General features: G+C 66.1%; 12 protein-coding genes. 6 read left to right on the top strand and 6 right to left on the bottom strand.

The genetic code is table 11. The features are described from left to right. Nucleotides 1-64: 64 nt before the first annotated feature. Entirely contained in the window at nucleotides 65-514 is a 450-nt protein-coding gene (locus HFGMBDPB_RS03600) for a winged helix-turn-helix transcriptional regulator (RefSeq protein ID WP_016445769.1), read from the top strand. A gap of 38 nt (nucleotides 515-552) precedes the next feature. On the opposite strand, the gene HFGMBDPB_RS03595 is transcribed toward HFGMBDPB_RS03600, so the two are convergent. After that, nucleotides 553-1,860, bottom strand: coding sequence for a replication-associated recombination protein A (locus HFGMBDPB_RS03595; RefSeq protein WP_017405196.1), 1,308 nt, complete (start codon nucleotides 1,858-1,860; stop codon nucleotides 553-555). A 441-nt stretch (nucleotides 1,861-2,301) separates the two neighbouring features. Here HFGMBDPB_RS03595 and brnQ point away from each other — a divergent pair, with 441 nt between their 5' ends. After that, the gene (gene brnQ / locus HFGMBDPB_RS03590) at nucleotides 2,302-3,615 is read left to right on the top strand and encodes a branched-chain amino acid transport system II carrier protein (protein WP_016451105.1); all 1,314 of its coding nucleotides are present in this window, start codon (nucleotides 2,302-2,304) and stop codon (nucleotides 3,613-3,615) included. Here brnQ and HFGMBDPB_RS03585 read toward each other — a convergent pair. The 3 genes from HFGMBDPB_RS03585 to HFGMBDPB_RS03575 form a co-directional block, all read right to left on the bottom strand. Further along, nucleotides 3,602-5,128, bottom strand: coding sequence for a methyl-accepting chemotaxis protein (locus HFGMBDPB_RS03585; RefSeq protein ID WP_016445766.1), 1,527 nt, complete (start codon nucleotides 5,126-5,128; stop codon nucleotides 3,602-3,604). The two genes, brnQ and HFGMBDPB_RS03585, sit on opposite strands and share 14 nt — an antisense overlap. Before the next feature lie 167 nt (nucleotides 5,129-5,295). After that, a complete protein-coding gene (lolA, locus tag HFGMBDPB_RS03580; protein ID WP_047217411.1) occupies nucleotides 5,296-5,931 on the bottom strand; it encodes an outer membrane lipoprotein periplasmic chaperone LolA in 636 nt (211 codons plus the stop codon). A 28-nt stretch (nucleotides 5,932-5,959) separates the two neighbouring features. After that, a complete protein-coding gene (locus HFGMBDPB_RS03575; protein WP_016445764.1) occupies nucleotides 5,960-8,323 on the bottom strand; it encodes a DNA translocase FtsK in 2,364 nt (787 codons plus the stop codon). 260 nt (nucleotides 8,324-8,583) lie between these two features. On the opposite strand from HFGMBDPB_RS03575, the gene trxB reads away from it, so the two are divergent. From trxB to rpmG, 3 genes are all read left to right on the top strand, one after another. After that, the gene (trxB, locus tag HFGMBDPB_RS03570; protein WP_016445763.1) at nucleotides 8,584-9,537 is read left to right on the top strand and encodes a thioredoxin-disulfide reductase; all 954 of its coding nucleotides are present in this window, start codon (nucleotides 8,584-8,586) and stop codon (nucleotides 9,535-9,537) included. Between the two features lie 268 nt (nucleotides 9,538-9,805). Next, on the top strand, nucleotides 9,806-10,039 hold the full coding sequence (gene rpmB / locus HFGMBDPB_RS03565) for a 50S ribosomal protein L28 (protein ID WP_012207163.1): 234 nt from the start codon (nucleotides 9,806-9,808) through the stop codon (nucleotides 10,037-10,039). A 20-nt stretch (nucleotides 10,040-10,059) separates the two neighbouring features. Next, nucleotides 10,060-10,230 (top strand): 50S ribosomal protein L33, encoded by a 171-nt coding sequence (gene rpmG / locus HFGMBDPB_RS03560; protein ID WP_012207164.1) that lies wholly within the window; start codon nucleotides 10,060-10,062, stop codon nucleotides 10,228-10,230. 66 nt (nucleotides 10,231-10,296) lie between these two features. Here the strand turns inward: rpmG and HFGMBDPB_RS03555 are convergent, their stop codons facing one another. After that, nucleotides 10,297-11,781: an aminotransferase-like domain-containing protein gene (locus HFGMBDPB_RS03555; protein WP_016445762.1), complete on the bottom strand. Its 1,485-nt coding sequence runs from the start codon at nucleotides 11,779-11,781 to the stop codon at nucleotides 10,297-10,299. Between the two features lie 211 nt (nucleotides 11,782-11,992). Between HFGMBDPB_RS03555 and HFGMBDPB_RS03550 the strand changes: the two genes are divergently transcribed. Then, nucleotides 11,993-12,361 carry a hypothetical protein gene (locus tag HFGMBDPB_RS03550; RefSeq protein ID WP_016445761.1) on the top strand — a complete coding sequence of 123 codons (369 nt, stop codon included), beginning with the start codon at nucleotides 11,993-11,995 and terminating at the stop codon, nucleotides 12,359-12,361. On the opposite strand, the gene HFGMBDPB_RS03545 is transcribed toward HFGMBDPB_RS03550, so the two are convergent. Further along, the gene (locus tag HFGMBDPB_RS03545; protein WP_016445760.1) at nucleotides 12,336-13,559 is read right to left on the bottom strand and encodes a DesA family fatty acid desaturase; all 1,224 of its coding nucleotides are present in this window, start codon (nucleotides 13,557-13,559) and stop codon (nucleotides 12,336-12,338) included. The two genes, HFGMBDPB_RS03550 and HFGMBDPB_RS03545, sit on opposite strands and share 26 nt — an antisense overlap. Between the last annotated feature and the right edge of the window lie 47 nt (nucleotides 13,560-13,606).

The following is a 13,606-nucleotide window of genomic DNA, read 5'->3' as shown; positions in this document are numbered from 1 at the left end:
TCATTTTTTGAACTTTATGCACAGTAGGTTTAAAATCTGAACCCGTCAAGCGGGGAACTGCCCAATGAAATGGAACGAATTGGAAGAGGAGCGCTGCTCCATCGCACGCACGGTCTCGGTCATCGGTGACCGCTGGACGCTGCTGGTGCTGCGCGACTGCTTTCTGGGAGTGCGCCGCTTCGATGAATTCCTGGGGCGCCTGGGCATTTCACGCCCTATGCTGTCGGACAGGCTGGCCAGGCTGGTCGAGGCCGGCGTGCTCAAGAAGGTGGCCTACCAGGAGGCGCCGGTGCGGCACGAGTACCGCCTCACGTCCAAGGGACTGGACCTGCATCCCGTGGTCATGGCCATCGTGCACTGGGGCGATGTGCACATGTCCGGCGAGGAAGGCCGGCCCCTGCTGCACCGGCATTCGGTGTGCGGCCACACGTTCGATCCCCTGATCGTCTGCTCGCACTGCCACGCTCCCTTGCACGCGCGGGATGTGACGGTGGAGCCCGGCCCGGGCGCCTAGCCCTGGCTCCAGCCCCGGCCTGCTCTCACGGGATTCGGCTATGCGCCGCCGCCAGCCTCTTCATCCCACTTGCGCAGCACGGCCAGCTTCTCGCCGATCTTGATCTCCAGGCCCCGTGGCACGGGCTGGTACCAGCCCGGCTCCGCAATGCCCTCGGGCAGATAGGTCTCGCCGGCCGCGTAGGCGTTGGGCTCGTCGTGCGCGTAGCGGTATTCATGGCCGTAGCCCAGCTCCTTCATGAGCTTGGTGGGCGCGTTGCGCAGGTGCACGGGCACCTCGCGGCTCCTGTCCTGCTTCACGAAGGCCCGGGCCTTGTTGTAGGCGTTGTAGCCGGCGTTGCTCTTGGGGGCCATGGCCAGGTAGATGACGGCCTGGCCCAGGGCCAGCTCGCCTTCGGGGCTGCCCAGGCGCTCGTAGGTCAGGGCCGCATCGTTGGCGATCTGCATGGCGCGCGGATCGGCCAGGCCTATGTCTTCCCAGGCCATGCGCACGATGCGCCGCGACAGGTAGCGCGCATCGGCGCCGCCGTCGAGCATGCGGGTGAGCCAGTAGAGCGCCGCATCGGGATGGGAGCCGCGCACGGACTTGTGCAGGGCCGAGATCTGGTCGTAGAAGTTGTCGCCCCCCTTGTCGAAACGCCTGGCGTTCAAGGTCAGCGCGTTCTGCACGAATTCGGCATCGATCCGGGTGACGCCTGCAGCGCCCGCCGCCGTCTGGCATTGCTCCAGCAGGTTCAGGAACCGCCGGGCGTCGCCATCGGCATAGCCGATGATGGTGTCCCGCGCCAAGTCGTCGAACTGCAGGCCACCAAGGGCCTTTTCCTGCGCGCGCTGCAGCAGCTGCCTGAGCTCTTCGTCGGTCAGGGACTGCAGCACATAGACCTGTGCGCGCGACAGCAGGGCCGAGTTCACCTCGAAGGACGGGTTTTCCGTGGTGGCGCCGATGAAGGTCACCAGGCCGCTTTCCGCATAGGGCAGCAGCGCATCCTGCTGGGATTTGTTGAAGCGGTGGATCTCGTCCACGAAGAGGATGGTGTGCCTGCCCATGGCCAGGTTCTGCTGGGCCTGCTCCATGGCCGCGCGGATGTCCTTGACCCCGGAGAACACCGCCGACAGCGCAATGAACTCGCACTTGAAGGCAGTGGCCGTGAGCCGGGCCAGCGTGGTCTTGCCCACGCCGGGTGGCCCCCAGAAGATCATGGAATGCGGCTTGCCCGACTGGAAGGCCAGGCGCAGCGGCTTGCCTTCGCCCAGCAGGTGGGACTGGCCCACGACCTCGTCCAGGGTCTTGGGCCGCAGGGCTTCGGCCAGTGGTGCGGAGGGCTCCTGGGTGAACAGATCAGCCATGGGGCAGCTCTCTCGAAGGCCGCTCCCCGCACGCGAGGTGCGGTAGCCCGTGTTGCGGATTCTTCGCCAAGGGGAACAGATGCAGTTGCAGAACCATGGCGCCATTGTCCACGCCATGGCTGGCGCAGGTGCGCCAGGCCTTGATGCCTGATGTCGGCCGTGGACTGAAACTCCTGATCTTCAGACGGGAATATGGCCATCGCCTCCAGGCATGTCACTGAAACGACATGGATTGTTTGCATGCACCCCATCAAGAGCAATCACTGACATTTCACACCTGCTTCGGGCCGCAGCCCTAAAATGCTGCCCTTTGCGGAGCCGGCCGCGCGATCCACGCGCGACCTTCGGGCCTGCGTCATCGCAGCCTTCCAACCCGCGCCTCCCTCCGTTTACGGAACCGCCTGCCATGCGGCAATGCGGTGCCTTTTCATTTCTGCATCCATGCAAACACTCAAGACCAGGGACCTGATCGCCCTAGGCTTCATGACCTTTGCGCTGTTCCTCGGCGCGGGCAACATCATCTTTCCGCCCATGGTCGGCCAGGGCGCCGGCGAGCACGCGGCCGCTGCGGCCACGGGCTTCCTGCTGACGGGCGTGGGCCTGCCCCTGCTCACGGTGGTCGCACTGGCGCGCGTGGGCGGCGGCATGGACGCACTGACCTCGCCCGTGGGCCGCAAGGCCGGAATGGTGCTGGGCCTGCTGATCTATCTCATCCTGGGGCCGCTGTTCGCCACGCCGCGCACGGCGACGGTGTCGTTCGAGATGGGCTTTGCGCCCTTCATGGGCCACAGCAGCACAGCCCTGTTCATCTACTCTGCCGTGTACTTCGCCCTGGTCATGGGCCTGTCCCTGTTCCCGGGCAAGCTGATCGACAACATCGGCAAGCTGATCACGCCCGTGTTGATCCTGGCGCTGGTGGTGCTGGGCGCCGCCGCCGTGCTGCTGCCGGCCGGGGAGGCCACCAGGGCCAGTGGCGACTACCTGGTGTCGCCGCTGACTGAAGGTTTCCTGGAGGGCTACCAGACCATGGACGCGCTGGGGGCGCTGGCCTTCGGCATCGTCATCGTCAACGCCATCCGTGACCGCGGCATCTCCGATACCGGCCTGCAGACGCGCTACGCCATCGTCGCGGGCGTGATCGCCGCCGTCGGACTGGGCATGGTGTATCTGTCGCTGATCCATCTGGGCGCCACCAGCCAGTCCATCGCCCCGCAGGCACAGACCGGCGTGCTCATCCTCACGCGCTATGTGGATCACACCTTCGGCCCCATCGGCAGCCTGCTGCTGGCCGTGGTGATCTCCCTGGCCTGCCTGACCACGGCCGTGGGCCTGGTCAGTGCCTGCGGCGCCTACTTCAGCCAAATGCTGCGCCTGCCCTACCGTGCAGTGGTGGTGGCCATCGGCCTGGCCTGCATTCTGGTGTCCAACCAGGGCCTGGCCCAATTGATCGCCGTATCCGGACCCGTGCTCGTGGGCATCTACCCGCTGGCCATCGCCCTGGTGGTGCTGAGCCTGCTGTCTGGCCTGTGGCGCAATGCGCAGCGGGTGTTCGCACCGGTGCTGGCCGTGGCCCTGTTGTTTGGTCTCATCGATGCAGCCAGGGCTGCCGGCTGGCAGGACTGGCTGCCCGCGTTCCTGAACAGCCTGCCGGGCAACGGCATGGGCTGGGCCCTGCCCGTGGCCGCGACCCTGGTGCTGGCCGCCCTCCACGACCGGCTGCGCCCTGCGCCCGCCGCCGCGTTCAAGCCGTCCTGAACCTTGACATGAGTTCGACCAGCTGATGGGCCTGCTTGCGCAGGCTCTCGGCGGCCGAACTGGTCTGCTCCACCAGCGCGGCGTTCTGCTGGGTGCCTTCCTCGATGCGGACGATGGCGCTGTTGACATGGCTCACGCCCGCGCTCTGTTCGCCGCTGGAATGGCTGATGGCGCCGATCATGCGCGAGACCTTGGCAATCGCCTCCTGCACCGAGGCCATGGTCGCGCCCGCACTGTCCACCTCCTGGGCGCCCAGGGCCACGCGCTGGGCGTTGGCCTGGATCAGGTCGCGGATCTCCCGCGCCGCACCCGAGCTGCGCTGGGCCAGCGTGCGCACCTCGGCGGCCACCACCGCAAAGCCCCGGCCCTGCTCGCCGGCCCGTGCGGCCTCCACGGCCGCGTTGAGCGCAAGAATGTTGGTCTGGAAGGCAATGCCGTCGATCACCTCGATGATGCTGACCACGCGTTCGGACGCATCCTGGATGCTGCGCATGGTGCCCACGACGGCCGAGATGGCATCGCCGCCGCGCGTGGCAATGTCGCTGGCGGAGGAAGCCAGCAGGTTGGCCTTCTCTGCGTGATCGGCATTGCCACGCACGGTGGAGTCGAGCTGGTCCATGGAGGATGCCGTCATCTGCAGGGCCGACGCCTGCTGCTCGGTGCGCTGGGCCAGGTCGCTGTTGCCCGCTGCGATCTGCGAGCTGGCGGATGCCACCTGCTCCGCATTGCCGCGCACTTCCACGACGATGCTGCGCAGCTGTTCCTGCATGGCGCCCAGCGCCCGCAGCAGCTGGCCCAGCTCGTCGCGGCCGCCGCTCGCTATGGCATTGGTCAGATGGCCACGGGCCACGTTCTCGGCCAGCCGGACCGCGCTGCGCAGCGGTGCCACCACGGCGCGGGTGATGAGCCAGCCAATGGCCACGCCGGCCACGGCCGCCACCAGCATCAGCGCCAGGCTCAATTCCGTGGCGCGCCTGCCGCTGCTGTACGCATCGTCGGCCACGGACTTGCTCTGGGCAGCGATGCCTGCCTTGAGTTGGGACAGCAGCTCGGCCGGCTCGCGGTCCACGCCGCGCACGGCCATGTCGCCCACGGAGGGGTCGAAGCCCGTGGCCTCGAACTTGTCCAGGCCCACGCGATAGCCCTCGGCCATCTTGCGGTGCTGTGCCACAAAGCGCTGGGCCATCTCGCGCAGGGCGGCGTCTTCCACCAGGGCCAGCAAGGCGGTGGTCTTGTCCTGCACGGCGCGCTCATCGGACAGAAAGCCCTTCCAGTGCCGCTCGCGCAGCGCGTTGTCCGAGCCGCGCAGCAGCACGTTCTTCCATTCCTGGACCTGGGTCTTGAAGTGGCCTTCCACTTCTGCGGCAAGGCGCTCTGCGGCCATGTGGCGCTGTACGTCGCCGTGAAAGACGCCAAGGGATTGATGGGCCGACCAGAGGCCGAAGAATCCGGCGGCCAGGGTGAATAGCAGCGCCATGGCAATGGCGAGCGGCAACTTGCGACTGAGGTTCATAAAGACATGCGAGAGCCGGCCAGCATGTCCTCGAAGGGACGTCGAAACAGTCGCTGGCCGCAGGCCGCTATTGTCCCGGCGATATTAGGCAAAACCATTACAAAACCTCACAAACTGCGCACCGCAGCGTGTGAGGTTCTTGAAGGGCCGCCCTGTGCAGCGGTGGCTTACTGCTTGAGCACGTCGGCGCCCGCAGGCACCTTGAACTCGAAGGTCGAGGCCGGCAGGGATGCCTGGGTCTGCAGCTTGCTGAAGCGGATCAGCGAACGCTGGCCAAAGCTGTCGAGGATGTCCAGCGCCGAAAGCTGCCCATCGGCTGCAAAGCCCACGCGCACGCTCTTGAGCTGGCCGTTCCTGTCCTTGGGGCTGGCCTGGACCCATTGCAGGCCATCCTGCTCGGGCGCGGACTGCAGATCGAAGTCGGCGCTCAACGCCTTGAGATCGCTGGCCGACGCCAGGATGGCGGCAGGCGTGCTGCCCAGGGCCTGGGCCTGCGCGCGCTGCGTGACCTGGTTGAGGTCGGCGTCATAGAGCCACAGCGTCTTGCCGTCGGCCACGATGGTCTGCTCGAACGGCTTGGTGTAGACGAACCTGAACTTGCCGGGACGCTGGAATTCGAATTGGCCGCTGGAGTTCTTGGTGCGCGGCGGCTGGCCATCCTTGGACGGGGCCGTGACGGCCTGGGTGAATTCGGCGCGGCCGGCCTGGGAATTCTTCATGAAGGCTTCCAGGCTCTTGAGGCCATCGGCCCACGAGGCCGTCGCGCTTGCCGCGATCACAACTGCAGTCAACAGACGTTTCATTCTTTCTCCATGATTGCGAAATGCGGGCTCATTCCCCGGCGCGCGCCGGCACCAGCACTTCGCGCTGCCCGCTGGCCGTGAGACCGCTGACCAGGCCCGCCTTTTCCATATCTTCCAGCAGGCGGGCCGAGCGGTTGTAACCAATCCTGAGCTTGCGCTGCACATACGAGATGCTGGCCTTGCGGTCCTTGAGCACCACTTCCACGGCCTGGTCGTACATGGGGTCCTTCTCGCCGTTGCCGCCGTCGCCGGACTCCGCGCCGAACTCGCTGTCGCCCTCGGCCGTGCCGCCTTCGAGCACACCCTCGATATAGTCGGCCTCGCCCTGCTCCTTGAGGTAGCCCACGACGCGGTGCACTTCCTCGTCGGACACAAAGGCGCCGTGCACGCGCACGGGCAGGCCCGTGCCGCTGGCCATGTAGAGCATGTCGCCCATGCCCAGCAGGGACTCGGCACCCATCTGGTCGAGCACGGTGCGGCTGTCGATCTTGCTGCTGACCTGGAAGGCGATGCGCGTGGGAATGTTGGCCTTGATCAGGCCGGTGATCACGTCCACGCTGGGGCGCTGGGTGGCCAGGATCAGGTGGATGCCGGCCGCGCGGGCCTTCTGGGCCAGGCGCGCGATCAGCTCCTCGATCTTCTTGCCGACCACCATCATCAGGTCGGCCAGCTCGTCGATGACGATGACGATGTGCGGCAGGCGCTGCAGCGGCTCGGGCTCCTCGGGCGTGAGGCTGAAGGGGTTGGGAATCGATTCCTCACGCGCCTTGGCCTCGTCGATCTTGGTGTTGTAGCCCGCCAGATTGCGCACGCCCAGCTTGCTCATGAGCTTGTAGCGGCGCTCCATCTCGGCCACGCACCAGTTCAGGCCATTGGCGGCCTGCTTCATGTCGGTGACCACGGGGCACAGCAGGTGAGGAATGCCTTCGTAGACCGACATTTCCAGCATCTTGGGGTCGATCATCAGCAGGCGCACATCGCGGGCCTCGGCCTTGTACAGCAGCGACAGGATCATGGCGTTGATCCCCACCGACTTGCCCGAACCCGTGGTGCCGGCGACCAGCACGTGCGGCATCTTGGCCAGATCGGCCACCACCGGGTTGCCCACGATGTCCTTGCCCAGGCCCATGGTCAGCATGCTCTTGGCATCGTGGTAGACCTGCGAGCCCAGCACCTCGGACAGGCGGATGGACTGGCGCTTGGCATTGGGCAGCTCCAGCGCCATGAAGTTCTTGCCGGGGATCGTCTCGATCACGCGGATGGACACCAGGGACAGCGAGCGCGCCAGATCCTTGGCCAGGTTCACGATCTGCGAGCCCTTGACACCCGTGGCCGGTTCGATCTCGTAGCGCGTGATCACGGGGCCGGGCATGGCGGCCACCACATGCACTTCCACGCCAAAGTCCTTGAGGCGCTTTTCGATCAGCCGGCTGGTCATCTCCAGCGTCTCGGGCGAGACGCTTTCCTGGCGCTGCTGCGCCGCATCGAGCAGGTCCACCTGGGGCAGCTTGCTGTCGGGCAATTCGGAGAACAGCGGCTTCTGGCGCTCCTTGACCACGCGCACGCTGGGGGCCGCCGCCTCCTGCAACACAGGCTCGATGATCTGCACGGGCTGCGGGTGCTGCACGGCGCTTTCCGTGCGCTCTTCCTGCAACACCTCTTCGCGCTCGCGCGCGGCACGGCGGCCTGCGGCCTCGTCCCGGGCCTTCTCGCGGCGCGCGAAGAGGAAATGCACCCATCCATCCAGGCGTGCGCCCATGGATTCGGCCAGATGCCCCCAGGAAAAGCGGAACACCATGGCCAAGCCGATCACGGCCACGCAGATGCCGATCAGGCCCGAACCCATGAAGCCCAGCCATTGCAGGCTGTGGTAGCCCAGCATGTAGCCAAAGACGCCGCCGGCAGGGCCTGGCAGCACGCTCTCGAAGCGGTACAGCCGCGTCCATTCCAGCGCGCAGCTTGCGCCCAGCAGCAGCAGCAGGCCACCCCAGAAACGCAGGCGCCGGCGCCACAGCGGCGGCAGTTGCACGCCATCGCGGGGCACGCCGCCCCGCAGCCAGCGGGCGAAGGAAGACATCCAGGTCTGCACCGAGGCCAGCACCAGCCACCAGACCGACATGCCGAAGCCGAAATAGCAGGCGTCGGCCAGCCAGGCTCCGACGCGGCCCATCCAGTTGGCGACCAGGCGCGCGTGTCCCGCCCCGGAGGTGGACCACGCTGGATCCTGGGGCGAGTAGCTGAGCATGGAGGCAAGCCAGAACACCAGGGCCAGCAGCCCCGCCAACAGCAGCATTTCATGGCCGAAGCGCGCCACCATGCCGGGGCGCGCCGCAGACTTGGATTTGCCCTTGGCGGATGTGGAAGCGTTCAGAGCGTTCAATGAGTAGGTCATACGCAGGCGGGAGCTTACCCCAGCCCCCTCGGGCTGGCCGCAAAAACAGCCAGGACGGCCTGCTAGCGTAATGCAAGCACTTGCAACAGAACATGACGCCTCTGCATGACGGCGCCATGTCGATCATTTTTGACAATCCGGGCCATTGATCCGCATGGCAACGGGAACCCGGCTGCGGAGCGATACTCCATGGCTGTGCCCGATGTATCTTTTTTCTGCACGCCGACTGCCGGCGTGCGCCTTTTTCAAGAACTGCATCCATGTCTTCTACGCAACACGCCAAAGTCCTGATCCTCGGCTCCGGCCCTGCCGGCTACACGGCCGCCATCTACGCCGCGCGCGCCAACCTCAACCCGCTGCTGGTGACCGGCATGGCCCAGGGTGGCCAGCTGATGACGACGACGGAAGTGGACAACTGGCCTGCGGACGTGAACGGCGTACAGGGCCCCGAACTGATGCAGCGCTTCCTGGAGCACGCAGAGCGCTTCAAGACCCAGGTGGTGTTCGACCACATCCACAGCGTCGATTTCTCCAAGCGCCCCTTCACGCTGACCGGCGACTCCGGCACCTATACCTGCGACAGCCTGATCATCGCCACGGGCGCCTCGGCCAAGTACCTGGGCCTGCCCTCCGAAGAGGCCTTCATGGGCCGCGGCGTCTCGGGCTGCGCCACCTGCGACGGTTTCTTCTACCGCGAGCAGCCCGTGTGCGTGGTCGGCGGCGGCAACACCGCCGTCGAGGAAGCCCTGTACCTGTCCAACATCGCCAGCAAGGTCACCCTGGTGCACCGCCGCGACAAGTTCAAGGCCGAGCCCATCCTCGTGGACAAGCTCATGGACAAGGTCCGTGCCGGCAAGATCGAACTCAAGACCCACTTCGTGCTCGACGAGGTGCTGGGCGACCAGTCCGGCGTGACCGGCATCCGCATCAAGAGCACCCAGGATGGCCATGCCGAGGACATCCAGCTGCAGGGCTGCTTCATCGCCATCGGCCACGCGCCCAACACCGAGATCTTCAAGGGCCACCTGGAGATGGACGAGACCGGCTACATCATCACCCAGGGCGGCCTCAAGGGCTTCGCCACCCAGACCAGCGTGCCCGGCGTGTTCGCGGCCGGCGACGTGCAGGACCATGTCTACCGCCAGGCCATCACCAGCGCCGGCACGGGCTGCATGGCCGCGCTGGACGCCCAGCGCTTCCTCGAGCAGGAATAAGCGGGATGCCATCCCGCCCGCCCTGCCCTCGTGCAGGGCGGCAAAAGCCCCTGGCTGCCGCCGTGATTGGCTGGCCCAGGGGCTTTTCTCATGAAGACGCTATAATCCGTGGCTTTGCTGAATTTGAAGCGCGCCTTGCTTGCATGGCCAGGACACTTTCAGCGATGGGGTTACCGCCACCCTTTATGGCGAGGTGAGGTTGCCGGCAGGCCCTGCAGCAAATGCAGGGCATCAGCGTCGGCGGCTGTACAACTATCGGAGTGTCCTCATGGCACGCGTATGTGAAGTAACGGGCAAGAAGCCCATGGTGGGAAACAACGTTTCCCACGCCAACAACAAGACCAAGCGTCGTTTCCTGCCCAACCTGCAATACCGCCGTTTCTGGGTTGAGAGCGAAAACCGTTGGGTGCGCCTGCGCGTTTCCAGCGCTGCTCTGCGCCTGATCGACAAGAACGGTATCGACTCCGTGCTCGCAGACCTGCGTGCCCGTGGCCAAGCCTAAATCCCTCAAGGAGAAACACCATGGCTGCTAAAGGCGGACGCGAAAAGATCAAGCTGGAATCCACTGCAGGAACCGGCCACTTCTACACCACGACCAAGAACAAGAAGACAATGCCCGAGAAGATGGCGATCATGAAGTTTGATCCCAAGGCTCGCAAGCACGTCACGTACAAGGAAATCAAGCTGAAGTAATTCAGCCTGTCCCTGGTACCGACAAAGAAACCGCCCGGCGCAAGCCCGGCGGTTTTTTTGCGTCCCTCACCCGTGGCGCGCGGGCTGGCCCAGCTGCGCGCAGGCCATGGCGCCGAGATCGCGACAGGCCTGCTCGACCACGCCATCCACGGGCAGGGTGCAGCCCAGGCGCATGCAGTGCTCGTAGCGGCCCGAGTTGGAGAACATGCTGCCCGGCGCCGTGCGTATGCCGCGCGCCAGCGCCTGCGTGAACAGCGCGGACGTGGACACGCCAGCCGGAAGCTCCAGCCACAGGCTGAGCCCGCCGGGCGGCAGGCTTAGCCGCGTTCCCAACGGGAAAAAGCGCGCCACCAGCTGCGCCATGCCCTCGCGCTGGCGCCGCAGCTGCTGCTTCAGGCGCTGCAGATTGCGCAGATGCGCGGGCGAGCCCACGCAGGCGGCCGCCAGCAACTGGGCCAGGGTCTGGGTCCCCCGGCTGCGCGCGAACTTGAGCATCTGCACACGGCCATGCCACTGGCCGGCGTTCATCCAGCCCTGGCGCAGGCCTGGCGCCATGCTCTTGTTGAAGGCCTCGCAATAGATCACATGTCCCGGCAGGCGGTCCCAGGCCTTGATGGGGCGCACGGGCTGGCTGCTTTCCACGAACAGGCCGTAGGAGTCGTCCTCGATCAGCGCCACGCCGTGGGCGGCGCACAGCTCGACCAGTCTGGCCTTGTGTTCATCGGGAATGCGCGTGCCCAGCGGCATCTGCAGCTCGGGCACGACCACCACGGCCTTCAGCCGGGGCTGGGTCTGCAGGGCCAGCTCCAACGCCTCGATGGACAGGCCGGTGCGCGGGCTGCAGGGAATCTCCAGCGCCTGCATCTGCAGCGACTCCACCACCTGCAGCAGGCCGTAGTAGGTCGGCGACTCCACGGCCACCACATCGCCGGGCGAGGCCACAGCGGCCAGCGCCAGGCTCACGGCCTCGGAATTGCCCGTGGTCGCCAGCACATCGGCCGGTGCGACATGGATGCCCGCCGCCAGCGCGCGCCGCGCCATGGCCCGCTGGAAATCAGGGTGGCTGCCCATCATGGAACGCCCCAGCACCAGCAGATCGGGCTGCTCGCGCAGCAGCCGGGCAGCCGCCTGGTTCAGGTAGCCGCGATCGAACAGTTCCGGCGGCGGCGTGGCACCGCCCAGGTCCACCTGCACATCGGCCTGGCGGCCGCGCTCCAGCATGAGCGAGATGTGCTCATTGATGCCCGCAAAGTGCTGTTGTGGCAACGGCTGCACGGGCTGGCTCAGATCCGGTTCGCTGGCAGGCGCCAGCCCTGCAGGCCGGGCATCGCGAACGAAGTAGCCCACGCGCGGGCGGGCCTCGAGCTGGCCCAGATCCTCCAGATGCCGCAGCGTCTGCAGCGCCGTGGACAGGCTGACCTCGTGGCGGCGCATCAGCTCGCGCACGGAAGGCATGCGCTCGCCCGCCTTGAGCGTGCCCATCTCCATGGCCAGGCTGTAGTCGGCCGCCAGGCGGCGGTACAGGGTGGGGGCGGCGCTTGCGGCGGTCATGGGCAGGATGGAAAACGGCTGGGGATGGAAGTGCTTGACTGAGATCTTGCCTCAAGGCCCTGTTACGCAACAGATACAGATCATCAAGCCATGTAGCAGAACAGAACATGGACTGCCTGCACTGCTGCGGCGCAACAAACCACAGCCTGTGCCTGTGCCAAAGAGGGCCGAATGCCTACGCTTGGGGCCTGGAACTACAGGACAACGACCCATGCACAACGCCCACACCCGCTCTTTCGAACTGCGCCATCTCGCCCCCGGAAACGACCTGTATCTGTCCATGCAGGAGGGCTGCGAGCTGTTCTGCCGCCAGGGCAGCCTGGAAATCAGCGTCCCGCAGCAGGCCTGGGCCGATGCAGCGCCGGGGCTGACCCTCAGGCTGCAGCCGGGCCAGGGCTGGCGCGCAGGCGCGGACCTGCGGATAAGAGTCCGCTCCGTGTCCCAGGCCACGGCAGGTCTGGAACTGCAGCCGAACCCCGCAGCAAAAAGCCGCATCGCCTCCGAAGAGAAGATGCGGCCCCGGGAATGGACGCTTGCCGGCTGGCTTCGCAGCTTCAGGCGTGGGCAGCGCGCAGCTTGACCGAGAACTCCTTGAGCGCGGCAATGCCGCTGGCCTCGGCGCGATGGCACCAGGCCTGCAGATGGGCCGTCAGCTGCTCGCGCGACAGCGAGGTGTTGAGCCACAGCTGGCGCAGCTCCTCGCGCATGACCAGCATCTGGTCCAGCACGGGATGGGCGGCGCGCGCCTGGGCCAGCTGGTCCTGCGCCTGGGCGGGCACCTTGTCGGCATCGCGGTGCAGCCAGCGGCGCGCCGTCCTGAGCAAGGACAGGTCGGCCTGCTGCGCCTTGCGCTGCTTGAGCGCATCGAGTTCGAACTGCACGGCGGCACGCACGCCGCGCGCATAGCGGGCCATGACCTCGTAGCGGTTGGCGATCACGGCCTCCAGCGTCTTTTCGTCGGCCACAGGCTTGATGGCGCCCATGACCAGCCTGGGCGGCGTTTTCTTGACCTTGGCCCAGCCGACCGCCTGCATCGCCCGGATGTAGGCCCAGCCCACATCGAACTCATAGCGCTTGACCGAGAACTTGGCCGAGGTCGGATAGGTGTGGTGGTTGTTGTGCAGTTCCTCACCGCCGATGATCAGGCCCCAGGGCACGAGGTTGGTGCTGGCATCCTGGGCCTCGAAGTTGCGGTAGCCCCAGAAATGGCCCAGGCCGTTGACCACGCCGGCAGCCCAGAACGGAATCCAGGCCATCTGCACGGCCCAGATGGTCAGTCCGATGGCGCCGAACAGCAGCACGTTGATGACCAGCATCAGAGAAGGACCCCAGATCGAATGCCGGCTGTAGAGATGACGCTCGATCCAGTCGTCGGGCGTGCCGTGGCCGAACTTCCTGAGCGTCTCGGCGTTCTTGGCCTCTTCGCGGTACAGCTCCGCGCCCTGGCGCATCACGGTATCCAGCCCGCGCGTTTGCGGGCTGTGGGGATCGTCCTCGGTTTCGCACTTGGCGTGGTGCTTGCGGTGGATGGCTACCCACTCCTTGGTGACCATGCCCGTGCCCAACCACAACCAGAACCGGAAGAAATGCGAGGGCACCGGCCCCAGGTCCAGCGAACGATGGGCCTGACAGCGGTGCAGGAAGATGGTGACGCCCGCAATCGTGACGTGGGTGGTGACCAGGGCATACAGCAGCAGCTGCCACCACGACAGCTGCCACAGGCCATGGGCCATCCAGTCCAGGGCAATATTCCAAACCGACGCGAAATCCACAGACATGACCCAAGCCTTTGCCAAAGCCGGCGCCCAGTGGCACCGATGCCTCA

It is taken from the genome of Delftia sp. PE138 (assembly GCF_018320755.1).
Lineage (GTDB): Bacteria > Pseudomonadota > Gammaproteobacteria > Burkholderiales > Burkholderiaceae_C > Comamonas > Comamonas tsuruhatensis.
The sequence above is the reverse complement of the archived record's forward strand: the minus strand, read 5'-3'. Positions and strand labels throughout refer to the sequence as shown.